Raw genomic sequence first — 22,566 nt, 5'->3', positions numbered from 1 at the left:
CGTTGCGCGTCTGATACGTCGGCACTTCGACGGCATCGTCGCCTGGACTCAGACCCGCCAGACCAACGGCTTCATTGAAGCCATCAACGGCTTGTTTCAAGCGGCCAAGCGAAAGGCTCGCGGTTACACGCGCTTCACGACAATGCGCACGGTCCTCTTTCTCGTTGCCGGCAAGCTCGACTTCTCCGGCTTCAACCCGCATGCCTCGTGAGTCGCATCACCCACTCCAAATTCAAAAGAGCCGCAAATCTTCATTAATTACAAATTCATGATTGAATGATTTCACGTTTACATCGTTAATTCGGGCGCCTCTGACCTCGGCACATGTGAGCTTTCGGTGAAAGTGTGCGGAGCCTCGATCTGGCCACGCCTGGTTCCCGGGCGTGGCCAGACGGCCCGCACTCTTGCGGGCAGGCATCGAAAAGGGGGATTCGCGCACGCTCCAGAATTGCCTGCTGGGCCACGGAGCACCGGCTTTCAGACGAGCGGCCAGATGTCGGCCATCGATCCCGGCATCGCCCCGGCCGCCACGCCGAAAGCGATGCATCCTGGTAATTTATCGCTCGCAACAAGGTGGCTCGAGGCGCAGGTATCACAACAAGCGCTCCGGGTCGCGGCGGCCAGTGAAGCACGGATTTGAGGCTCAACCTTGTCGAGATCGGAATGCTGGCCCGCGCCGTCGCGCAAGCCGGTCTGAACCTGCGTTCACTACTGGTGACATCGGCGAGCAGATAGCAGACTTGCAGACGACTAGCGACGAAATGGCGCAAGCCAGCCTCTGGGGGGCGCGCAGCGAGGAAGCCGCGGCGAGTCTTCAGCAGACGGGGCGGACGTCGCGCGTGTCTAGTCGATGATCGACGAAATCAGCTCCGCTACAAGCGAGCAGTTTAGTTCGATCGGCGAAAGACATCTCGGCATCACGTAGCTCGACCGGACGACCCAACACAACGCGGCGCTGGTCGGGAACTCGGCCGCAGCCGCAGGGAATCTGCGAGACCGCGCTCGGCGCTTGCGTGAGGCAATGGCTGCGTCCGTATAAACGCTGGCTGGATGCCCAATTGACCGCAAGCGCGACATCGTCGCGATACGGCGGCGTGCAAACGGACATGTACTCCACGAGCTTGCCGTCGCGCACGACTGGGTGGCGTTGGCGCGGACCCAGTATTGGTCGCCGTTCTTGCGCCGGTTCTTGAGCGGCGCACTCCGCGACATTCCCGCGCGCAGTGTCGACCACATGTCGGCAAACGCTTCGGGCGGAATGTCGGGATACCACATGTGTGCGGCTCGCCGATCAATTCGCTTTGGTCGAGCCGCTGACAGCAATGAAACCTGGATTGGCATAGCAAATGCGGCTCTGAGGGTCGGTGACCGACATCATCATCACATCGTCCGCGAGTGTGTATTCGCGCTGTGTAACCGCCCGTTGTCGCGCATGGTTGAGTTCTCTTTTTGCTATGGGGATTATCTTTTGAGCGACGATTCCGGTCGCGAGCACGAGGGCGCGTCTCTGGTGGCTCGTTCACATTATCGGCGCCAATAGGGCGGAACGACTTGAATGAAACTGCTCCTTTCACATAAGGGAAACCCTTTTTCGAGAGCGAGGCTTTGTTTTTTTCTCCTTCGCGGCGAATTGGACGTCGCGCCCTGTCATGGTGCTGGCAGTCTGAAAGGAAGGCAAATCGTTAATCTCTCGGATGAGAGTCACCTGAGACCCTGCAAATATCGATTTGGCCCGCGTGAGCAAAGAAGTCGTGCGCGTGACCGTTGCCACACATGGCGTCGGTCACATCAAAGGCGCAGCATCTTCGGTGTTTAGACCCACATGCAACAAAGCCGCTTCCCCTGAATCACTCAGTACAACATAGCGTTTCATGTCTTAAACGTCGTCCGTCATTTTTTACTGTAGTCACCGTAACCCACCTGGAGCGAATGATATGGCGAAGCGGATTGCTTATGTAACCGGCGGCATGGGCGGAATTGGAACGGCGATATGCCAGCGTCTATACACGGACGGGCTCACTGTCGTCGCAGGATGCGGGCCGAAATCTCAGCGACGAGAGCGGTGGCTGGCTGAGCAAGCCGAACGGGGTTTCTCGTTTATTGCGTCGGAGGGCAATGTCGCTGACTGGGAGTCGACCGAGGCTGCCTTCGTAAGGGTGAAGAAGGAGGTCGGCGACATCGACGCAAGCATCCACAATTGCGGCATACGTGGTTCGAAGTGCCGGGTGCGGGCCACAACGCGGAGGCCATGTTCCTCTCCTGAGCCCGGCATACGCGCCCTGTTCGGCACGCACGCCACGATCGACACGACACGCGCGGCAAGCCAGGCGCAGGCGGCGCCGACGATTGAAGCGGGCGGCCGTCGTATCATAGCGGCTCGATTCCCGCCGGCTGCGCGCACTCGCCCGGCCGCCCAACGACCGCCATGAGACGCCTTCCCCCGCTCAACGCCCTGCAGATTTTCGAAACGGTCGCCCGCTACGGCAGCTTTACGCGCGCAGCCGAGCACCTTTGCGTCACACAAGGCGCAGTCAGCCGGCAGATTCTCGCGCTCGAACAGTACTACGGCCTGCCGCTCTTTCGCCGTTCGTCCAAAGGCCTCACGCTCACCGCCGAAGGCGAGCAGCTGCTGCCCGCCGTGCGCGACGGCTTCGGGCGTATCGAAGAAGCCTCGCAGCGTCTCACGCGCCAGCGCACCGAGCTTGCCCTCAAGGTCCCGACCTGCGTGATGCGCTGGATGCTGCCGCGCATCATGCGCTTCCAGAACGAGCACCCCGACCTGCAGATCCAGATCACGACTACGTGGGGACACGAAGTGGACTTCCAGGCCGAGCCTTTCGACGCGGCGATCATCTACGGTTCGTCGCCCGGCGCCGACGTCCATGCGGTACCGCTCTTCGACGAATACCTCACGCCCGTCTGCACGCCCGAGGTGCTCTCGCGCCGCCCGCTCGTGACGCCCGACGACCTCGCGCACCAGACCCTGCTGCACCCCACGCGCGACCACGCCGACTGGCGCCTGTGGCTCGCGCGCGCGGGCGCGAAAAAGGTGGACGCCGATCTCGGTCCCACGTTCGAATCGCTCGATCTCGCGGCCACTGCCGCCATGCAGGGCTTTGGCGTCGCCATTACCGATCGCACGCTCGTCCGTGAGGATGTAGAGACCCGGCGCCTCGTCATGCCCTTCGACCTCGCCGTACCTACGGGCTCGCGCTACTATTTCGTGTACCCCGAGTGTGTGGCCCAGCAGAACAAGGTGCAGCTGTTCAGCGACTGGATGGGCCGGGACCGCTCAACATCGTAGCGCGCCATGAGGGCAGCGCATGGCGGCCATGAGAATTAATCGATTGCATGCCGGCCGCTCTTTCGGCGTAATGGGGCGCTCCGCGCAAGGCCCGATCTTCCGGCAACCTCGCATTTGTCACACCATGCGGCCGCGCGCCGCCCAAGGGGAGACCGACCATGCAGAGCGCCGCGCAGGCCCGCTCGAAGCTGCCCGATGTAGGCACGACGATTTTCACGGTAATCGGCCAGCTCGCCGCCGAACATCAGGCGCTTAACCTCTCGCAAGGCGCGCCGAATTTCGACCCGAGCGCGAAACTCGTCGATGACGTGGCCGCCGCCATGCGCGCGGGCCACAACCAGTACGCGCCCATGGCGGGCCTGGCCGACTTGCGCGAGGCGCTCGCCGCGAAATTCGAAACGCTCCATGGCGCGCACTACGACCCGTCGAGCGAAGTGACCGTGCTCGCGAGCGCGAGCGAAGGCCTGTACTCGACGATCAGCGCGCTCGTGCATCCCGGCGACGAGGTAATCTATTTCGAGCCCTCGTTCGACAGCTATGCGCCCATCGTGCGCCTGCAGGGCGCAAAGCCCGTGGCGATCAAGCTTGCGCAGCCGCATTTCCGCGTGGACTGGGACGCAGTGAGCGCGGCCATCACGCCGCGCACTCGCATGATCATCGTGAACACGCCGCACAATCCCACGGCCACGATATTCGGCGAGGACGACATCGCGCGCCTCGCGGCGCTCACGCGCAACACCGACATCGTGATTCTCTCCGACGAGGTGTACGAGCACGTGGTGTTCGACGGCGCGCCGCACCGGAGCATGGCGCGCTATCGCGAGCTGGCCGAGCGCAGCGTAATCGTTTCGTCGTTCGGCAAGTCGTATCACGTCACGGGCTGGCGCGTGGGCTATTGCCTCGCCGCCGCCGCGCTGATGGACGAGATCCGCAAGGTCCACCAGTTCATGGTCTTTTCCGCCGACACGCCCATGCAATATGCGTTCGCGCAGGCGCTTGCCGAGCCGCAGAGCTATCTGGGTCTCGCGGCCTTCTACCAGCACAAGCGCGACCTGCTCGCGCGCGCGCTGGCCACCTCGCGCTTCGAACTGCTGCCGAGCGAAGGCAGCTTTTTCATGCTCGCGCGCTTCCGGTCCTTCTCCGACGAGCGCGACAGCGACTTCGTGCTGCGGCTCATCCGCGACGCCCGCGTAGCGACGATTCCGCTCTCGGCGTTCTACACCGACGGCACCGACGAAGGCATCATCCGCCTGAGCTTTGCCAAGGATGATGAAACATTGCTCGAAGGCGCTCGCCGCCTTTGCGCGATCTAGCGTACCGGATTCGATACACAACGAAACTGCCTGGAACTGGCAGGCAAGGAGATCACCATGAAGCGACTCAACGCGCTCCTGGCGCTGGCATGCGCGTACGGCATACTTGGCCCGGTATCGGCATTCGCCGATGCGAACCTGCTGCGCTTCGGCGTCGAGGCGCAGTATCCGCCGTTCGAAACAAAAGCCTCGGACGGCACGCTGCAAGGCTTCGATATCGACATCGGCAATGCCGTGTGCACGAAGGCGGGCATGACCTGCAAATGGGTCGAAACCTCATTCGACGGCCTGATCCCCGCGCTTCAGGGCCGCAAGTTCGACGCCATCAACTCGGCGATGAACGCAACCGAAAAGCGCCGCGAGGCCATCGATTTCACCACGGTGATCTATCGTGTGCCGAGCCGCCTGATCGCGCGCAGTGACAGCGGGCTAGTGGCCACCGCCGCATCGCTCAAGGGCAAACGTGTCGGCGTGCTGCAATCGTCGATCCAGGAAACTTATGCGAAGGTGCACTGGGAGCCGGCCGGCGTGACAGTTGTGCCCTACCAGGACCAGAACCAGATTTACGCGGACCTCGGCGCGGGGCGTCTCGATGCGACGCTCGTGCTCGCGCCCGCGGGCCAGAAGGGCTTTCTCTCGCAGCCCGAAGGCAAGGGTTTCGCGTTCGTCGGCGAAGCCGTGCGCGACGACAAAATTCTGGGCAGCGGCGTGGCGTTCGGCATCCGCAAGGGCGATACGGCCTTGCGCGAGCGCCTGAACGCGGCCATCGCGAAGATAGAGTCCGACGGCACGGTCACCTCGCTCGCACACAAATACTTCGGCGACATCGACGTTTCGCCGAAGTAAAACGCCGCACTCAGGGGCGGTCGTATGGCATGAACGAGCTCAGCGCCGCCCCTCGCGCGAATTACGGTTCACGGGCTCGTCGTTCTTCGTGCGCTCCTGGTATGCATCGCCGCCCCGGCGGTCCGTGTCCTCCTGGCCGCTCTCCACGTCGCTATGCCCCTGGCGGCCCACCGAGCGCGGCTCGTGCGGATGACGCCGCGCGAGCGGCTCGCTGCCTTCGTGCTGCGGGCTCTTGACGTTCGTACCGTCGTCGTCCGGGGTCTCGTGATGCTTCATGGTCGCCTCCCTGTCGGCGCAATGCGCTGCCGCTCATTCGCGCAGCGGCTCGACGCTGCGGGTCGGGTCGAAGTCGGCCCAATGGCCCTGTTGCCAGCGGCCGTCGGCGCGCTCGATCTCCACGCCGCCCGCCGCGCTCAGTACCTGCGCCGCCGTGTGCTGGGTGCCGGAGCTCACATGCACGGCCACCAGCACACCGGACTCGCGGGCCTTCGGCGTGCCGTCGGGCTCGTGGCCGATGTCGGGCTGGCGCGCCTTGCCGCCACCCCTCGTCTGCCAAAGCGCGCCCGCGAGCGTGCCCACATAGGCGCCCACGCCGGCGGCCACCGCCAGCACCACGAGCGAGTGGAATACGACGTACGAGATCAGCACGCCGAGCACGAGGCCGATCACCGCGCCCCCCGCCGCCCCCGTTGCCGCGCCCAGCGACGTGCCGCGCGCGCCCGGGTCGACGAACTCGTCGCCGCCCACCGGAAAGCGCGCGTGCTGGCCGCTCGGGTTCACGAAGAACGAGGCGACATCCTCGCCGACGAAGCCGTTCGACTGCAGCTTGTCGACGGCCACTTCCGCTTCGTGCAGGGTCGTGAAGCGGCTTGCAACGATCATGGACATGGCTCTCTCCTTGCAGGCTTCGATGAGTGGAAGTTCTCGAGCGAGCGCGCACGCGCCGTGCCATTCGCCTGGCGCGCTGCCTGAAATGCGCGTTCGCCTGCCGCTGCCAGTTTGCGCATCGGGCGTGCCCAGGCCGTGCTGGAACGCCTGATGCGCACTGCAAACCCACGCAGAGCAAGCCATCGAGACGGGAGCCCTTATGAACACCTTCGATTTCGACCAGCGTCTGGAGGAAATACAGATCGCTGTCGCCGATATTTTCGATTCGCCCAAGCGGCCGGCGCTCAGCCTCATTGACGAGGGCGAGACGATCGTCATCCAGCTTTCCTGGGTCGTGGACTCGCACCGCGACACCACGCTCGACGCACGCTGTGCCGCCACGCTGCGCTTCTCGCGTGCGCAGCTCGACCGCTACGCCGAGATGGACACAGCGCGCCGGCTCATGATCCAGCAGCGCATTCGCGAGCGCGTGCGCGAGCGCTTCGAGGCACGGCAGACGCCGCCCGCCACAGAGGGCGCATGTTCGATCGAAATCGACGTCGACGATTCGGAGTTCGAAACGCCCGAAGGCCCTCTTTGAGCCCCGCGCACGCCTAGCCTGCGGCTGCCGCTGAGCGCTCCATCCGCGAGCGCGACGAAGCGTGCAGCCCGATGTTCGCCACCAGCGCGACGAGGGCCGAACCGGTCACGTACCACGCCGGCGCGGCCGGCGACCCGCTCATGCGCACGAAGGCCGCGCAGAGCAACGGCGCAAAGCCGCTGAACACGACCACCGAAACGTTGTAGGCGAGTGCGATGCCGCTAAAACGCACCTGGACCGGAAAGAGATCGGCGAGGACCGCGGCCCACGTGCCGCTCGCAAGCGAGAACACGAGCGCGGCAAGCACGAACAGCACGACCACGTTCACGCTGTGCGCCGCGAGCGCCGTATAGAACGGCCAGGCGAGTGCGGCGAGCAGGATGCACGACACACGCAGCAAGTATCGGCGCGGCACGAAGTCGCCAGCCCAGGCTGCCGCGAGCAGCCCCACTGAACTCACGAGCAAGTACGCATTCTGGGCGAGCGCGGCCTCACGCGGCGCGTATTTCAACGTTTCGATCAGATACGCGGGCATGTGGCCGTAAAGCACGCCGTTGAAGCCCGCCATCACCGCAATCGAAAACACGCCGCCCACCACCGCGCCGCGATGGTGGCGCAGCGTTTCGCGAAACGGCTGCTTCACCACGGCGCCCTGCATTTGCCGGAATTCGGGCGACTCGTCGAGATTGCGGCGCAGCAGATACGAGACGATCCCGCACAGGCCTCCCACGAGGAACGCGATGCGCCAGCCGTAGCTCGCGGCGTCGGCGGGGGTGAGCGCGGACTGCACGAGGAGATTGACGATCGTCGCGAGCATCACGCCCGTATTGATCGCGCAGACGATCACGCCGGCCGCGAGGCCCGCGCGGCGCGGCGCCGCTTCCACCGCATAGGTAATCGCGCCGGGCATTTCGCCGCCCACGCAAAAGCCTTGCAGCACGCGCAGGCCGATCAGCGCGATGGGCGCGGCAACGCCCCAGCGCGCGTAATTCGGCAACAGGCCGATGCAGATGGTGGCGAGCGTCACGACGACGATCGAGCCCACGAACACGGGCCGCCGCCCGATGCGATCGCCCAGGCTGCTGAGCACGATGCCGCCGAGCGGCCGGATGATATAGCCGATAGCGAGCACCGAAAACGTGAGTAGCATGCTCACGAGCGCGTCGCTCGCCGGAAAGAATTGCGCGGCGATCGAATGCGCGAAGAAGCCGTAGATCACGAAGTCATAGAACTCCAGCGAGCCGCCCAGACTCGCGATGAGGATCATCTTCCATTGGGCGCGGGTCAGGCCAGGCGCCGCGGCGTGCGACGCTGGCAGGGAGGGTGTCGTCTCCATATGCTCTCCTTGTTGATGGACCTGGCGGCGCTTGTGTGGCTGCTAGCGGATCTTCGTCCTGCGCCTGTGCTTCGAAATCACCGGCCCGGGCAGCCGCGTTGCATTGCGGACTGCCCGGGCCTTGGGTCAAGCGGCCTCGCGTCGCTGCGGCGCGCACGCAACGCCTGCACGTGCGAGCAGCGCTTCCAGTTCGCGCGCGTCGTGCGCGACGCCGCCGACGTAGCGGTCGGGCCGCAGCAGCACGGCGCGCGCGCCGGCATCCGCGAGCCAGGCGCGCAGCGGCTCCCGCGTGGCCGGCACGATCGCCACGCGCTCGCGTTGCGCTGCGTTCGTCAGCGCGTCCTGTGCGTGTTGCGCAAGCGCTTCGTCGACGATCAGCGCGAAGCGATAGCCGACGGCGTCGTCGAGGCGCGAACCGTCTTCGAACACGGGCTGCGGCCCGATATCGCCGCCCGCCGCGCCGGTATGCCAGCCAGGGCCCAGACGCGGCTGGGGGGTGCGAAAGTCGCGAATCGCGGCCGTCATCTCGCGGTCGCGCGCGGCAACGGCGTCGCTGTCGGTGGCCTGGATCACGCCGCCTAGCTGCACCGCCGTTTCGATGAACGTGCGCACGTGCGGCTCGCGCTCGCTCTCGTAGGTGTCGAGCAGCGTGTCGGGCAGCGCGCCGGCGATCACGTCGGCGAGCTTCCATGCGAGGTTCGAGGCGTCGCGTATGCCCGCGGCCATGCCCTGCCCCATGAACGGCGGCGTCTGATGGGCAGCGTCGCCCGCGATCAGCAGCCTGCCGCGCCGCCAGCCCTGCGCGATCACCGAATGGAACGTGTAGATCGCCGAGCGTTCGAGTTGCGCGTGCCCGGGCGTGATCCATCGCGCGAGCCGCTCCCAGATCCATTCCGGCGTGCCGATGCGGCGCTCGTCGTCGGCCGGCATCACCATGATTTCCCAGCGGCGGCGGTTGTGCGGCCCGCGCGTGTACGTGGTCGGCCGCGCGGGGTCGCAGTACTGGATCGAGTAGTCGCCGAGATCGACGCGCTCGCCTTCGAGCAGCACGTCCACCACGACCCAGCGCTCGTGCGATTGCAGATCGGCCAGTTCGGTGCCGACGAAGCGCCGCACGGTCGAGCGCGCGCCGTCGCAACCGACCACATAGCGCGCCGTAGTCTGGGCGAGGCGCCCTTGCGCCGTATCCTCGAAACGGATGCGCACGTGGTCGTCGCGTTCGTCGAGCGCGAACACCTCGTGACGCAGATGCACGTCGGCTCCGCCACGCGCCGATAGTTGCTCGCGCAACGCCCGTTCGAGATCCGGCTGATGAAACTTGTAGCTTGCGCACCAGCCTTGCGGGCCGATGCCGCCGGGCCGGGTCCAGTCGATCATCAACTCGCCGCGCGCATTCACGAACTTCATGCCTGGGCCGACGAAGAGATTGGGCAGCAGCGTCTGCGCGATTCCCGCCGCCTGAAACACGCGCATGCATTCGCCGTCGAAGTGCACAGCGCGCGGGAGCTGGAACACGTCCTTGTCGCGCTCGAACACCACGACTTTCAAGCCGCGCAGCGTGAGCAGATTGGCGAGCGTCGCGCCCGTTGGCCCGAAGCCGACGATCGCGACGTCATAGTCGGGCTCCGGATTTGATTTGCATACCGAATTGTTCACGACATCCTCCATCCCATTCACCTGATCCATGGCTAACTGAGTGAAAACTACCTGGATGACTGCGCCGCCCGCAGCGCGCGGGCGGCGTCCTGCGGCCTACGCTTCGTCCGCGACGGGATTCCTGAGCGTGCCGATGCGATCCACCTCGACTTCCACCACGTCGCCATGCTTCATGAAAAGCGGCGGATTACGCTTCGCGCCTACGCCGCCGGGCGTGCCGGTCACGATCACGTCGCCAGGGAAGAGCGGCGTGAAGGTGGAGAGATACGCGATCTGCTTCGCAATGCCGTGAATCAGCATCTCCGTGGTGGCGCGCTGCACTTCCTGGCCGTTCAGACGCGTGACGAGCGTCATCAGCGCGTTCGGCTCGATCTCGTCGCTCGTGACCATCCACGGGCCGAACGCGCCTGTGCGGAAGAAGTTCTTGCCCGGACCCCACTGGCCAGTGTGGCGCTGCCAGTCGCGCACGGAGCCGTCGTTGTAGCAGCTGTAGCCCGCGATATGACGCCACGCGTCGGCCTCGGCGATACGCCGCCCGCCCTCGCCGATGATCACGGCGATCTCGCCTTCATAGTCGAACTGCGTGGACTCGCGCGGACGCAGCATGGGCTCGCCGGCGCCCACCTGCGAAGCCGGCAGCCGCATGAAGATCACGGGCTGCTCGGTGGTCTCGCGGTTGGTCTCCTTCACGTGCTCCGCGTAGTTCAGGCCCACGCAGAAGATCTGCTGCGGATTGGCAATGACGGGCTCGAGAGTGACTTCGGCGAGCGGATAGTCGCCCTTGCCTTCGCTCGCGGCGCGTTCCGCTTCGGCACATGCACCCGCCGCGATCAGCGACTTGAGGTCGGCGTAGCGGCCATCCAGGCGCTTCTTGAGGTCGAACACCGCGCCGTCGCGCACGACGCCGAACGACGAACCTTCATGGGTGGAAAAGCTGGCGAGTTTCATGATGCTCCAATGATAAAGAGTGAGTATTTCGTGGAATGGGGGGCGCGTATTTCTTGTGCGTTTATCGTATTTTGAGAATACACTACGTAAAACGCACAGTACAACGTGATTTGCATCAGGGTTTATCACTATCACTGGAGACAGCATGACTCTGCCGCACACCGAACCAACCACCAGACGAACCGGCCTCACGCTGAGCCACATGGGCTTTTTCGTGAGCGACATGGCGAAGGTCGAAGACTTCTATACGCGGGTGCTCGAATTCACGGTGACGGACCGCGGCACGCTGCCTTCGCCGCGCGGCACGGTCAGCCTCGTCTTTCTCAGCCGCGATCCCCGCGTGCATCACCAGATCGTACTGGCGAGCGGCAGGCCCGAGCAGTTGGCGTTCAATCCGATCAACCAGATTTCACTGGAGGCGGACAGCCTCGCCACGCTGAAGCACTTTCACCGGCGCTTCGTGGAGGAAGGGATGGAGGAGATCGTTCCGGTCACGCACGGCAATGCGATCTCGTTCTATGCGCGCGACCCGGAGGGCAACCGGCTGGAGATCTTCATCGACACGCCGTGGTACGTGGATCAGCCCATGCGTGTCGCCGTGGACTTTGCGCTGCCCGACGACGCGTTGCTCGCCGAGGTCGAGCGCCATGCGAGCACGTTGCCGGGCTTCCGGCCGCGCGCGGTGTGGGAGAGGGAGATGGCGGCGCGTATGGGCGTAGCGTGACGCCGCGCCGCTTTATGCCTCGATCAATGCACGCACGCGCGTGGAAATGCGCGCGGCGGCTTCCTTCACGGCCTCGACCACGCGCTCGAGGTTGAAGAACGCGAGGCGCTGCTCGGGCACGACGAGCGCGAGCGCGGCCACGGCTTCGCCCGATGCGTCGGTGAACAGCGGCGAAGCGACGGCGGACATGCCCGCTTCGAGTTCGCCCTTCGAGAGATAGAAGCCCGCGCGGCGGATCTTGAGCAGGCTCGCGCGGAATTCTTCGAGCGTAGCGCCGAGTCCGCTGGACGCGATGTCCTCGGGGTACTGCTCGAACAGCGCGGCGAGCTTCGCCTTGGGAAACGTCGAAAGGATCGCCTTGGGCGCGGCGCCAAGAAAGAGCGGACGCGGACGGCCACGTCCATAGCGCAGGTCGAATACGGCGTCGTGCGATTCCCGGTGGGTATCGACGAGTTCGTTGCCGTACCAGCGCGACATCACGGCGTCGAAGCCCGACTGCTCGGCCAGTTCGCGCATGACCGGCTGCCCCGCCTTCAATAGCGGATCGGAAATGCGCAGATGGTAGTCGAGCGTGATGATGCGCGGGCCGAGGCCGTATTCGCCGCCCACGAAGCGCAGCAGCATGCCCGTATCGACGAGTTCGCGCAGATAGCGGTAAGCGGTCGGCACCGAGCATTGCAGTTCGGCCGCCACCTGTTCGGCGGAAAGAAAAGGCCGCGCCTCGGAAAAGAGTTCGAGGATGGACAGCAGTTTCGCAATGCTCGACAAAGGGCCGGTCTCCGGTCACGCATGGGGTGGCCAATTATAGCGGCACGCTTCACCGCGTTCGCGCCCCGCAATCCCCGCGGCGCCATGCAAAACCGCCGCCTTGCAAGGCACGCTTTACACGTCCCCTGCAAGGCGGCGGTCGGTATGGATTACCGCTGCCGCATGCACCCCGCATCGCTCAGGCGAAAGTCGCCTGACATCATTCATGCGAAATGCATGTTTAGCATAGCTTTATTGCATATGCTGGCCGCCGTTGATAGGAATATTTGCGCCCGTCACGAATCCCGCTTCGTCCGAACAGAGGAATAGCACGAGCGCGGCGACTTCACCGGGGTTGCCGAGGCGGCCCATCGGAATCTGCGGCAGGATCTTCGTGTCGAGAATGTCCTGAGGAATGGCGGTCACCATCTTCGTGGCGAGATAGCCCGGCGAAATGGTGTTCACGGTCACGCCCTTGCGAGCCACTTCCAGCGCGAGCGACTTCGTGAAACCGTGCATGCCTGCCTTCGCCGCCGCATAGTTGGTCTGTCCGACCGAACCCTTCGAACCGTTCACCGACGAAATGTTGATGATGCGGCCCCACGCGCGCTCGACCATGCTGTCGCAAAGCGGCTTCGAGATATTGAAGATCGAGTCGAGATTCGTGCGCAGCACGGCGTCCCAATTGACCTTGTCGAGCTTGCGAAACGTCATATCGCGCGTGATACCCGCGTTGTTCACGAGAATATCGACGGGGCCGATCTCGCTCTGGATCTTCTGCGCGCCGCGCTGGCACGAATCGTAGTCCGCTACATCCATGCCATATGCGTGAAATTCGCGGTCGGTCTCCTTCATGCGCGCCAGCCAGTCCTTCGCGCCGGCGTTGTCGGGCGAGTGCGTCACCACAACGCGATAACCCGCGTCATGCAGCTTCACGCTGATGGCCTCGCCAAGGCCGCCCATACCACCTGTCACCAATGCAATACGATTAGTCATCCTATATGTCCGCGAGAGTTGAGCATCACGAAAACCGTGGCGTTACGCACTATGCGTGCAGGCGCCACATACACTGTTGCCCGGCTTCATCCTTCTACCCAGGACGAAGACAAGGCGAATGCCGCGCGGCTTCTGATCAATTTCTAGTATTGCGCGTGGTTGCTTGCTACTGGCGGCTCGCCGCTGCTTCTCGCGCGACGAGCCGCTTGCTGCCTGATTACCAGACTGCTTCCTGCGTTGAAAGCGGGATCAAGCTGGGGTAAACGGGGTCAAGCAGAATCAAGCAGGATCAAGCGCGCTCGAGCGCGAGCGCCACGCCCATGCCGCCGCCGATGCACAGCGAAGCCAGGCCGCGCTTCGCATCGCGGCGCTGCATCTCGTGCAGCAGCGTCACGAGAATCCGGCAGCCCGACGCGCCGATCGGGTGACCGATTGCAATCGCCCCGCCGTTCACGTTGATCTTCGACGTGTCCCAGCCCATCTGCTTGTTCACGGCCAGCGCCTGCGCCGCGAATGCCTCGTTGATCTCCATGAGATCGAGGTCGTTCACCGACCAGCCCGCGCGCTCCAGCGCACGCGTGGACGCCGGCACCGGACCCATGCCCATCACCTTCGGATCGACGCCGGCGCTGGCGTACGCCTTGATGCGCGCAAGCGGCGTGAGGCCCAGCGCCTCGGCCTTCTTCGCCGACATCACCACGACCGCGGCTGCGCCGTCGTTGATGCCCGACGCGTTCGCCGCCGTCACCGTGCCTTCCTTGTTGAACGCCGGCTTCAGGCCCGCGAGCGATTCGGCCGTCACGCCGTGGCGCACGAATTCGTCGGTCCTGAACTGCAGCGGCTCACCCTTGCGCTGCGGAATTTCCACCGGCACGATTTCCGCGTCGAAGCGGCCCGCCTTCTGCGCGGCTTCCGCCTTGTTCTGCGAGAGCGCCGCAAACGCGTCCTGTTCTTCGCGCGTGATGCCGTATTCCCTCGCGACGTTTTCCGCCGTCACGCCCATGTGGTACTGGTGGTACACGTCCCACAGGCCGTCGACGATCATGCTGTCGATGAGCTTCGCGTCGCCCATGCGGAAGCCGTCGCGCGAGCCGGGCAGCACGTGCGGCGCGGCGCTCATGTTCTCCTGGCCGCCGGCCACGACGATGTCCGAATCGCCAGCGATGATCGCGTTGGCCGCGAGCATCACCGCCTTCAGGCCCGAGCCGCACACCTTGTTGATCGTCATGGCGGGAACGCCCGCGGGCAGGCCCGCCTTGATCGATGCCTGACGCGCCACGTTCTGGCCCGAACCGGCCGTCAGCACCTGACCCATGATCACGTCGCTCACCTGCTCGGGCTTCACACCCGCGCGCTCGAGCGCGGCCTTGATGACGATTGCGCCCAGGTCGGGCGCCGCCACCTTCGCGAGCGAGCCGCCGAATTTGCCTACTGCCGTACGTGCGGCCGAAACGATCACGATGTCAGTCATGTTGAGCTCCTGCTGTGCAATGCACTGGAATGTCGATGTCTGGAAGGCTGAGCCGGCAAACGCCGCGCCCCCGTCGTTCGTTCACGACGAAGGCGCGCGTTGAGGCGTAGTGGCGTATTGCCGGCGGGCAGGAACGCGAATCAGGCCTTGGCCGGGCTGGCCTTGGCGGCAGCCGGCTGGACCGCGACCGGCGTGGCTTCCTGGGCGGAAGCGACGACGTTCTGGAAACCGCTCTGGGCCGTTTCGAAGGCCTGGCGGGTCACGCCGCGCAACGTTTCGGCGGCGTTGTTGACGGCCGCGAAGGTCGAGTTCATGGCCGCGACGAAGGGCTCCGCGCCCACGGGCGCGTTTTGCGTCAGGCCTTCGGAAAAGGCCTTGAAACGCTGCTCGTTTTCGCCCGTTTGCGCCTGGGCGGCCTGCAGCAACTCGTTTTGGGTCGTCGTCGCGATGTCGACGAGATGGCGGCCGTACGACATGGCCTTGGCGGCGGCTTGCTGCGTTGCACCAATCTGCTGCGTCAGGAACTCCGCGGGATTGCCACTTTCGAGTGCGCCTTTGAGCGTCGCTTCGCTTTCGGCGATGGCAGCCTTGCTGGCCTGGACGTTGAGATCGATCACGGCCTGCACGCCCTCGACAACGGGCTTCGTGAGCGCAAAGAACGCTGCGACGCCAGCCTGGTAGTTCGCGCGGAATTGTTCGGGTGCGGAAACGGACATCAGCTCATACTCCTTGGTTAGTCTTACTAATTAAAGCGCCAACCCCCGATGGCCTGACTTGCGGCTGTATTCCTATGTTTAAAAACTAATGCTGCATCGCCGCAGTCGACCTAGAGTGTCCATTCTAAGACAGAAATTTAACAATTTTGTGGCGGTTCATATTAGGTAGAAACCCTTAATGTAAGTCTTTCGGGTTCGGATCTTGCAGTTGTCAAGCAACCTGCTGCCCGTTCGGTAAGTTCGACGCTGAGCGCGGAAATTGCATGGTGAAGAGATGGCCCGCGACGGATTTTCCGCGCGGCGCCGTTTAAGTCCTCATAGGGGCTGTTGACCCCTCTGCATCAAGGGAGAGAAATCATGATCCGCAAACCACTGCGTTCGTCGTTTGCCGCCGTTCTGCTCGCCTCCACCGCGACGGCCGCGCTAGCTCAAGCCGTGGTCGTCGAACCCAATCAACCGCCTCAGCAGCCGGTGATGGTCGCCCCGACGTCGCCACCGCCTCCGCCGCGGGAAGAAGCGCCCCCACCGCCGCGCCAGGGCTATGTTTGGCAGTCCGGCCACTGGCGCTGGGACCAGGGCGTGTATGTCTGGGAACCCGGCCGTTGGGAAGAGGCCCGCTCGGGGTACAACTGGGTGCCCGGACACTGGGTCGAGGACGGCCCGAACTGGCGATGGATTCCGGGCCACTGGGCATAATGCGGCTCGAGCGGCATAAGGCGTGAATGTCCGACTTCAACCTGGGAAACGACTATGACGGCGCGGCAGCGGGTTCGCCTGCGGTTCCATCGTTGCAGACCAACAAGGCCGGGAAGGCCTTGAACGAACGCGATCCGGATGCGGAACTCGTTGCGCGTGTCGCCGCGCGTGACCCGCTTGCCGTGCGCGCGCTCGTCGCGAGCAAGCTGCCGCGCCTCATCGCACTCGCCACCCGCATGCTGGGGGACCACAGTGAAGCAGAAGACGTCGCTCAGGAAGCGTTCGTGCGGATCTGGAAACAGGCGCCCACCTGGCGCACCGGCGAAGCGAAATTCGACACGTGGCTGCATCGCGTGGCGCTCAACCTGTGTTACGACCGCTTGCGCGGACGCCGCGAAGAGACCGTAGAAGACCTGCACGCCGTGAGCGAGCCGGCTCCCGATCCAGCAGGCTCGCCCGACCAGCAGATCGAAGCGCGTACGCGCGACGAGCGCGTGCGCGCCGCACTCGCGGCGCTGCCCGTGCGCCAGCGCGAAGCGCTCGTGCTCACTTACTATCAGGAGCTTTCGAACCTCGAAGCAGCCACCCTGATGGATATTTCGGTGGACGCGCTCGAAAGCCTGCTGGCGCGCGCCCGGCGCACCCTGCGCGCACAACTGGCCGGCGAAGCTGCCGGTAAGGACTCCGTATGACACCCGAACGATTCCACACGCTCGTCGCGGCTTATGGCGCCGACCCGCAGCGCTGGCCGCAGCATGAGCGCGAAGATGCGCTCGAATGGGCGCGTGCGCATCGCGCAGAAGCCAACGCGGCGCTCGACGAAGCCATGACGCTCGACAGCTGGCTCTCCCGCGACATGGTCGCGCCGCCGGGACGCGCGCTCTTTGAGCAGATCGTTGCAGACGCACCGGTCAGGCCCGTTGCCGCCGCGAAGCGTCGCAGTTTCTGGTGGTCCGGCGCGGCGTTCGCCGGCGTGGGCCTCGCGGGTGCGCTCGCAGGCGCGCTGACGATCTCGTTTGTCGTCCTCGGCGGCACGACGCCCGCAGGCCAGCACGAGACGTATCTCAGTACGAGCTTCGGGGGGACCGTTTCGGACTGGAGCGAATCGAACCTCAACCCCGGCGGCGAAGGGAGTGACGAATGAACGGCTGCTCATGGAAAACGCTGCTCGTGGGCTCGGTTCTCCTGAACGTTTTTCTGCTCGGTGGAATTGCGGGCGGTGCGTGGCGCTGGCTCGCCGTACGCAGCGAGCCGCAGGCGCAGGCGACGCAGCGCGTGGCGTTGCGCTTCGCCACCGAAGAGCTTTCGCCGCAACGCCAGCAGCAGTTCGCCCAGGCGCTCAAGTCCTCGCGCCGCGAAGGCCGCCAGTTCGCGCGCGACGGACGCGACGGACGCCGCGAGGTGCTCGACCTGCTCGCCGCGCCGCAACTCGACCGCAACGCCATCGACGCCGCGCTCACGCGCACGCGCACCGCCGATACCGCGTTGCGCGCGCAAATCGAAAGCGGCGTGGTCGATTTCGCGGCCACGCTCACGCCCGAAGAACGCGTGAAGTTCGTCGAGGGGCTCGAAAAGCGCGGCCAGTGGCGATTGCCGGCACAATCGCAGAAGCAGCCGCCAATGCAACCGCAGAACGCCGTGAGCGAGGCGAGCGGCGCGCAGTAAAAATTTGGCAGATCAGCGACGGATACCGCGAGCGACGAGCGTTTAACGGGAATACACAACGCTCCAATGAGCACAAGGACCGCGCATGGAAAGCCTTTCGAATGTCCGCGCCGGCGCGATCGCCATGAACCGCTTCGGCCTCGGCGCGCGCGCCGACGAGCCGCCGCCCGCCGACCCCCATGGCTGGCTGCTCGGCCAGCTCCACGCATACGAACCTTCGCCCGCGGCGTGGCGTAACGAGCCCGGCGCGCTGGCGCTCGCCGCGCGCTTCGAGGAAGAGCGCCAGCAAGGTATGGCGGCCGACGCGGCCGCGAGCGCCGCTTCCGGGGCCAATGCACAAGAGAACGCTCAACAAGCCGCACGCCGCGCGGCCAACCAGGCGATCCGCCGCGAGAGCGTGGGCATCTACCGCAGCGCGGTGAACGCGCGCCTCGCGAGCGCCTTGCAGACCGACACGCCTTTCGTCGAGCGCCTCGTGCACTTCTGGTCGAACCACTTCGCCGTATCGGTGGACAAGGCATTGATCGCGGGCATTGCGGGCGCATTCGAAATGGAAGCGATCCGGCCGCACGTGCTCGGCAATTTCGCGGACATGCTGGTTGCCGTCGAGCAGCACCCTGCCATGCAGCTCTTTCTCGATCAGACGCGCTCCGTGGGCCCCGACAGCCGCGCCGCGCTGCGCGCCGATCAGCGCGACCCCGCGCACAAGCGCGGCCTCAACGAGAACCTTGCACGCGAGATCATGGAGCTGCACACCCTCGGCGTGCGCACCGGCTACACGCAGGACGACGTGACCGAATTCGCCCGTGCGCTCACGGGCTGGAGCGTGGCAGGCGTGCGCGGGCCGCAGCCCGGCAATGCCGCGCCCGGCAGCTTCGTGTTTCGCCCCGCGCTGCACGAGCCGGGCACGCGCACCGTGATGGGCAAGCGCTACGATCAAGCGGGGGAGCAGCAGGCGCTCGCCATCCTCAACGACCTCGCGCACGCGAGCGCCACGAGCCGCCATATCGCGTTTCAGCTCGCGCGTCACTTCGTTGCCGACAATCCGCCGCCGGCGCTCACCGAGCGCCTTGCGCTCGCCTTCGAGCAAAGCGGCGGCGACCTGCCCACCGTGTATCGCGCGCTCATTGAAGCGCCGCAAGCGTGGGCGCCCGTCGATGCGAAGTTCAAGACGCCGTGGGAGTGGACCGTTTCGTCGATGCGCGGTCTCGGCTGGCGCGAACCCGGCGACGCGGGCGACATCAACGCCGCGCCGCTGCTCACGCAGCTCGGCCAGCCCGTGTGGCGGCCGGGCTCGCCCGCCGGCTACGACGACATCGCCGCAAGCTGGGCCGCGCCCGATGCGCTAGTGCGCCGCGTGGAAGTCGCGCAGCGTTTTTCGGCGCGCGTGGGCGACCGGCTCGACCCGCGCACGCTCGGCAGCACGCTCATGGGCGCCACGCTCAGCGCGCCCACGGCCACCGCGGTCGCGCATGCCGAAAGCGCGTCCACTGCGATCGCCTTGCTGCTCGTCTCGCCCGATTTCCTGAGGAGATAACCGCCATGGTTTCCCGCCGCCATTTCCTGCGCGTCGCCGCCGCCGGCGCGGGCGCGATGCTCGTCGCGCCGCAGATCGTTTTCGCCAGCGTCGAAACCGAGCGCCGCTTCGTGTTCGTGATCCAGCGCGGCGCGGCCGACGGACTCAACATCGTCGTGCCCTATGCGGAGCCGGCCTACGCTACGCTGCGCGGCCCGCTCGCCATCGACATCGACAAGGCCACGAAACTCGACGGCACGTTCGCGCTGCATCCGTCGCTCGTGCAGATGGCGCAGATGTATGGCGAGAAGCAGGCGCTCTTCGTGCATGCGATCGCTTCGCCCTATCGCGACCGCTCGCACTTCGACGGTCAGAACGTGCTGGAAACGGGCGGCCGCGCGCCCTATCAGGTCAAGGACGGCTGGCTCAATCGCCTCGTCGCCATGTTGCCTGCCTCGCGCGAAAACGCCATTGCGCTAGCGCCTACCGTGCCGCTCGCACTGCGCGGCGCGGTGCAGGTGAGTTCGTACGCGCCCTCGGCGCTGCCGAGCGCGTCCGACGATCTGCTCACGCGCGTGTCCGCGCTCTACGAAGCCGATCCGCAACTGCGCGCGCTCTGGACTTCGGCGATGAACGCACGTGGGCTTGCGGGCGCCGCCAGTGCGCGCCAGGACCCCGCGAGCGTCGGCAAGCTTGCGGCGGGCTTCCTCTCGCGCCCCGACGGCCCGCGCATCGCCATGATCGAAACCGGCGGATGGGACACGCACAGCGCGCAGAATGCCCGGCTCGCGAATCAGCTGAAGGCGCTCGACACGATGCTCGCCTCGCTGCGCGACGGACTCGGCCCCGCGTGGGACAAGACCACGGTGCTCGTCGCGACCGAGTTCGGCCGCACGGCGGCGGCAAACGGCACGGGGGGCACCGACCACGGGCAGGCTTCGGTGGCGATGCTCGTAGGCGGCGCTGTGGCAGGCGGACGCGTACAGGCCGACTGGCCGGGGCTGCGCAGCGCGGATCTCTACGAGTCGCGCGACCTCAAGCCCACGGCCTCTCTCGACGCATTGATCGCGGGCGCGGCCGCGCAGAGCCTCGGGCTCGATCCGCAGCGCACGGCATCGACGCTATTCGGCGATGCGGGCACAAAAAATGCGGCAACGGGTCTGATAAGGGCATGAATGGTTAGAACAAGCAACACCGAAGCGGCCGCTTTTCGAGGCCCCGGATGCTCGGCACGCGACGAGATCGGCCAGCCGTTCGGATAACCAAACAATTTCAGTCAGTGGAGGACACCCGCCATGAAGATAAAACTACTGCACCCCGTGACCCTGGTCGCCTGCGCCGCCCTGCTTTCCGCGTGTATCGTGGAGCCCGCCCATCCCCCGGAGCCGGCGCCGCGCGTCGAGACACCGCCACCCGCACCCGCCGAGGGCTATGCGTGGTCCAAGGGACATTACCGTTGGGAAGGTAACCAGTGGGTGTGGATTCCGGGGCATTGGGTGCAGGGGTACTAAGGCTGCATCGTGCGCCGGAAGAACGCGCGGAAAAGTATCAGCCCTTCCCATGTCGCGCCGACAGCTCTTCCAGATCGAGATCGCGTTCGAGCACGCGCAATAGTTCGTCGTGGATCAGTCCAGCGCGGTGCAGCTTCAACAGCTCCGCGCGTCCTGCCTCCACGGCGGCCAGCACGACGTCGTAGTGCGAGGTGCGCATCTCCTGAGGAAAGCTCTCGGCGTTTGCATAATTGCGCGTCAGGTTCGCACGATACGTGTACTGCTCCAGCAGCCGCGGGTGGATCACGCTGCCGTCCTGCCCATGGACGAGCGGCGTGATCGCCGCCAGCTGCGCGGCTTCGACGCGCGCCCATGCCTGCGGCTCGCTAAGGTAGGGTTCCTCATCTTCCATATCGTTCGCAGGTCTGATGAGTTTGATGAGCGGCCCAATGGTCGTGCCTTGCAGCAGCACCGTGAACAGAATGACGGCGAACGCGGCGAAGAGAATGAGATCGCGGCCAGGCATCGCCTCCGGCAGCGCAAGCGCAATGGCCAGCGTAACCACGCCGCGCATGCCGGCCCAGCTCACCACCGTTGCGCCGCGAAAGTCCGGCGCTTTCACGCGGGCCGGTACCATCCGGTTTAGCGCGGCCCTGACGATCTCGGTCCCATACGTCCACACGCAGCGCGATACGACAACGGCGAGCACCACGGCCATCGCAGCGGGACCGAGCAGCGCGACGGCATTGGCCGTCCCGCCGAGGCGCAGCATCACCCCACGCAGCGAGAGGCCGATCAGCACGAACACCAGCGCCTCCAGCACGAAGACCATGACCTGCCAGAACGCCGTGCCGCGGCTGCGCACCGTGGCCGAAAAGATTTCGTGCTGATGCCAGCCTAGATGCATGCCGCACGTGACCGTGGCGATCACACTCGAAACGTCCAGCATGTCCCCCGCGATATAGGCGATCCAGCCTGCGAGGACGGAGGCGGTGATGATCAGATACTCATCTTCGAGCTGACGCAGCAGGCACACCACGACATAGCCGACGACAGCGCCGACCACAATGCCGCCCAGCGCGAGCCCGACGAAACTGAGCGCCGCATTCGGCTCGCTGAAGACGCCCGTCAATGCCGCCGCGACGGCGAAGCGAAACAGCACGAGACCGGCGGCGTCGTTGAGCAGGCTCTCGCCTTCGAGCAGCACCATCAGGCGGCGCGGCAGCGCGAGCCTCTCTAGCACGGCTTTCGCGGCGACCGCGTCGGGCGGCGACACCACCGCGCCCAGCGCGAAACATGCTGCCCACGGCAGCGAAGGAACGGCCCAATGCGCGACCACGCCAACCGCCCACGTCGTGAATGCTACGGCGCCGATGGCGAAGAGCAGGATGGGCGCGAGGTAACGCTTGAAGTCGGACCAGACGAAGAAGTAAGCGCCGTCCATCAGCAAGGGCGGCAGGAACACGATGAGAACGAGGTCCGGGTCGATCACGACCGGCGGCAGACCGGGCGCGAAGGCCATGGCGGCGCCGCCTACCAGCAGCGCGGCAGCGGGCGGCAGGCGCAGACGTTTGGCGAGCAGCTCGAGCGCGATGATGGCGATGAGCGAAAGGAGCACGAGCTTGAACGCCGACGCAGCCGACATGAGGCTTCCTCGTTTTTACCCTGGTACGG

Annotated in this window: 27 protein-coding genes; 15 read left to right on the top strand and 12 right to left on the bottom strand. The window is 65.4% G+C overall.

All coding sequences use genetic code 11. The features are described from left to right. Both M3I53_RS25950 and M3I53_RS25945 read left to right on the top strand, forming a co-directional pair. Positions 1 to 211 (top strand): transposase (locus M3I53_RS25950; RefSeq protein WP_254318699.1); only part of this gene is annotated, 211 nt, incomplete at its 5' end. 282 nt (positions 212 to 493) lie between these two features. Further along, positions 494 to 640, top strand: coding sequence for a hypothetical protein (locus M3I53_RS25945; RefSeq protein WP_254318698.1), 147 nt, complete (start codon positions 494 to 496; stop codon positions 638 to 640). Positions 641 to 814: 174 nt separating this feature from the next. Here the strand turns inward: M3I53_RS25945 and M3I53_RS25940 are convergent, their stop codons facing one another. Together M3I53_RS25940 and M3I53_RS25935 are read right to left on the bottom strand one after the other, a co-directional pair. After that, a complete protein-coding gene (locus M3I53_RS25940) occupies positions 815 to 1,135 on the bottom strand; it encodes a hypothetical protein (protein WP_254318697.1) in 321 nt (106 codons plus the stop codon). Between the two features lie 156 nt (positions 1,136 to 1,291). Continuing rightward, the gene (locus tag M3I53_RS25935; protein ID WP_254318696.1) at positions 1,292 to 1,495 is read right to left on the bottom strand and encodes a hypothetical protein; all 204 of its coding nucleotides are present in this window, start codon (positions 1,493 to 1,495) and stop codon (positions 1,292 to 1,294) included. Positions 1,496 to 1,934: 439 nt separating this feature from the next. Between M3I53_RS25935 and M3I53_RS38690 the strand changes: the two genes are divergently transcribed. From M3I53_RS38690 to M3I53_RS25915, 4 genes are all read left to right on the top strand, one after another. Then, complete coding sequence (locus M3I53_RS38690; RefSeq protein ID WP_375542580.1) at positions 1,935 to 2,429, top strand: SDR family NAD(P)-dependent oxidoreductase; 495 nt, start codon at positions 1,935 to 1,937, stop codon at positions 2,427 to 2,429. Continuing rightward, entirely contained in the window at positions 2,426 to 3,304 is an 879-nt protein-coding gene (locus M3I53_RS25925) for a LysR substrate-binding domain-containing protein (RefSeq protein ID WP_254318695.1), read from the top strand. Before M3I53_RS38690 ends, M3I53_RS25925 begins: the two co-directional genes overlap by 4 nt. A gap of 158 nt (positions 3,305 to 3,462) precedes the next feature. Next, positions 3,463 to 4,617 carry a pyridoxal phosphate-dependent aminotransferase gene (locus M3I53_RS25920; RefSeq protein WP_254318694.1) on the top strand — a complete coding sequence of 385 codons (1,155 nt, stop codon included), beginning with the start codon at positions 3,463 to 3,465 and terminating at the stop codon, positions 4,615 to 4,617. Positions 4,618 to 4,674: 57 nt separating this feature from the next. After that, complete coding sequence (locus tag M3I53_RS25915) at positions 4,675 to 5,463, top strand: ABC transporter substrate-binding protein (protein WP_254318693.1); 789 nt, start codon at positions 4,675 to 4,677, stop codon at positions 5,461 to 5,463. Between the two features lie 39 nt (positions 5,464 to 5,502). Here M3I53_RS25915 and M3I53_RS25910 read toward each other — a convergent pair whose 3' ends face one another. Then, positions 5,503 to 5,739: a hypothetical protein gene (locus M3I53_RS25910; RefSeq protein WP_254318692.1), complete on the bottom strand. Its 237-nt coding sequence runs from the start codon at positions 5,737 to 5,739 to the stop codon at positions 5,503 to 5,505. A gap of 33 nt (positions 5,740 to 5,772) precedes the next feature. Next, on the bottom strand, positions 5,773 to 6,351 hold the full coding sequence (locus M3I53_RS25905; RefSeq protein ID WP_254318691.1) for a hypothetical protein: 579 nt from the start codon (positions 6,349 to 6,351) through the stop codon (positions 5,773 to 5,775). Between the two features lie 199 nt (positions 6,352 to 6,550). Between M3I53_RS25905 and M3I53_RS25900 the strand changes: the two genes are divergently transcribed. Continuing rightward, entirely contained in the window at positions 6,551 to 6,931 is a 381-nt protein-coding gene (locus tag M3I53_RS25900; protein ID WP_254318690.1) for a DUF3022 domain-containing protein, read from the top strand. 13 nt (positions 6,932 to 6,944) lie between these two features. On the opposite strand, the gene M3I53_RS25895 is transcribed toward M3I53_RS25900, so the two are convergent. From M3I53_RS25895 to M3I53_RS25885, 3 genes are all read right to left on the bottom strand, one after another. After that, positions 6,945 to 8,267, bottom strand: a complete 1,323-nt coding sequence (locus tag M3I53_RS25895; protein ID WP_254318689.1) for an MFS transporter — start codon at positions 8,265 to 8,267, stop codon at positions 6,945 to 6,947. 126 nt (positions 8,268 to 8,393) lie between these two features. Then, positions 8,394 to 9,923, bottom strand: a complete 1,530-nt coding sequence (locus M3I53_RS25890; RefSeq protein ID WP_254318688.1) for a bifunctional 3-(3-hydroxy-phenyl)propionate/3-hydroxycinnamic acid hydroxylase — start codon at positions 9,921 to 9,923, stop codon at positions 8,394 to 8,396. Positions 9,924 to 10,019: 96 nt separating this feature from the next. After that, complete coding sequence (locus M3I53_RS25885; protein ID WP_254318687.1) at positions 10,020 to 10,871, bottom strand: fumarylacetoacetate hydrolase family protein; 852 nt, start codon at positions 10,869 to 10,871, stop codon at positions 10,020 to 10,022. A gap of 145 nt (positions 10,872 to 11,016) precedes the next feature. On the opposite strand from M3I53_RS25885, the gene M3I53_RS25880 reads away from it, so the two are divergent. Continuing rightward, positions 11,017 to 11,595: a VOC family protein gene (locus M3I53_RS25880; RefSeq protein ID WP_254318686.1), complete on the top strand. Its 579-nt coding sequence runs from the start codon at positions 11,017 to 11,019 to the stop codon at positions 11,593 to 11,595. Between the two features lie 12 nt (positions 11,596 to 11,607). On the opposite strand, the gene M3I53_RS25875 is transcribed toward M3I53_RS25880, so the two are convergent. From M3I53_RS25875 to phaP, 4 genes are all read right to left on the bottom strand, one after another. Further along, the gene (locus tag M3I53_RS25875; RefSeq protein ID WP_254318685.1) at positions 11,608 to 12,363 is read right to left on the bottom strand and encodes an IclR family transcriptional regulator; all 756 of its coding nucleotides are present in this window, start codon (positions 12,361 to 12,363) and stop codon (positions 11,608 to 11,610) included. A gap of 231 nt (positions 12,364 to 12,594) precedes the next feature. After that, on the bottom strand, positions 12,595 to 13,338 hold the full coding sequence (gene phbB, locus M3I53_RS25870) for an acetoacetyl-CoA reductase (protein ID WP_035514360.1): 744 nt from the start codon (positions 13,336 to 13,338) through the stop codon (positions 12,595 to 12,597). A 289-nt stretch (positions 13,339 to 13,627) separates the two neighbouring features. Continuing rightward, entirely contained in the window at positions 13,628 to 14,809 is a 1,182-nt protein-coding gene (locus M3I53_RS25865; RefSeq protein ID WP_254318684.1) for an acetyl-CoA C-acetyltransferase, read from the bottom strand. A gap of 140 nt (positions 14,810 to 14,949) precedes the next feature. Beyond that, entirely contained in the window at positions 14,950 to 15,525 is a 576-nt protein-coding gene (gene phaP, locus M3I53_RS25860) for a TIGR01841 family phasin (protein ID WP_254318683.1), read from the bottom strand. Between the two features lie 360 nt (positions 15,526 to 15,885). Between phaP and M3I53_RS25855 the strand changes: the two genes are divergently transcribed. The 7 genes from M3I53_RS25855 (at position 15,886) to M3I53_RS25825 (ending at position 20,913) form a co-directional block, all read left to right on the top strand. Then, the gene (locus tag M3I53_RS25855; RefSeq protein WP_375542582.1) at positions 15,886 to 16,221 is read left to right on the top strand and encodes a hypothetical protein; all 336 of its coding nucleotides are present in this window, start codon (positions 15,886 to 15,888) and stop codon (positions 16,219 to 16,221) included. Between the two features lie 26 nt (positions 16,222 to 16,247). Continuing rightward, the gene (locus M3I53_RS25850) at positions 16,248 to 16,913 is read left to right on the top strand and encodes an RNA polymerase sigma factor (RefSeq protein ID WP_254318681.1); all 666 of its coding nucleotides are present in this window, start codon (positions 16,248 to 16,250) and stop codon (positions 16,911 to 16,913) included. Continuing rightward, a complete protein-coding gene (locus M3I53_RS25845; protein ID WP_254318680.1) occupies positions 16,910 to 17,365 on the top strand; it encodes a hypothetical protein in 456 nt (151 codons plus the stop codon). Before M3I53_RS25850 ends, M3I53_RS25845 begins: the two co-directional genes overlap by 4 nt. Further along, entirely contained in the window at positions 17,362 to 17,886 is a 525-nt protein-coding gene (locus M3I53_RS25840) for a periplasmic heavy metal sensor (RefSeq protein ID WP_254318679.1), read from the top strand. Before M3I53_RS25845 ends, M3I53_RS25840 begins: the two co-directional genes overlap by 4 nt. 85 nt (positions 17,887 to 17,971) lie before the next feature. Beyond that, on the top strand, positions 17,972 to 19,423 hold the full coding sequence (locus M3I53_RS25835) for a DUF1800 family protein (RefSeq protein ID WP_254318678.1): 1,452 nt from the start codon (positions 17,972 to 17,974) through the stop codon (positions 19,421 to 19,423). A gap of 5 nt (positions 19,424 to 19,428) precedes the next feature. Beyond that, on the top strand, positions 19,429 to 20,577 hold the full coding sequence (locus M3I53_RS25830) for a DUF1501 domain-containing protein (protein WP_302057849.1): 1,149 nt from the start codon (positions 19,429 to 19,431) through the stop codon (positions 20,575 to 20,577). Between the two features lie 120 nt (positions 20,578 to 20,697). Next, positions 20,698 to 20,913, top strand: a complete 216-nt coding sequence (locus M3I53_RS25825) for a YXWGXW repeat-containing protein (protein ID WP_254318677.1) — start codon at positions 20,698 to 20,700, stop codon at positions 20,911 to 20,913. Between the two features lie 37 nt (positions 20,914 to 20,950). On the opposite strand, the gene M3I53_RS25820 is transcribed toward M3I53_RS25825, so the two are convergent. Next, positions 20,951 to 22,537 carry a Na+/H+ antiporter gene (locus M3I53_RS25820; RefSeq protein WP_254318676.1) on the bottom strand — a complete coding sequence of 529 codons (1,587 nt, stop codon included), beginning with the start codon at positions 22,535 to 22,537 and terminating at the stop codon, positions 20,951 to 20,953. Positions 22,538 to 22,566 lie beyond the last annotated feature (29 nt).

Source organism: Paraburkholderia sp. CNPSo 3272, from assembly GCF_024206495.1.
Classification (GTDB): Bacteria; Pseudomonadota; Gammaproteobacteria; order Burkholderiales; family Burkholderiaceae; genus Paraburkholderia.
The sequence above is the reverse complement of the archived record's forward strand: the minus strand, read 5'-3'. Positions and strand labels throughout refer to the sequence as shown.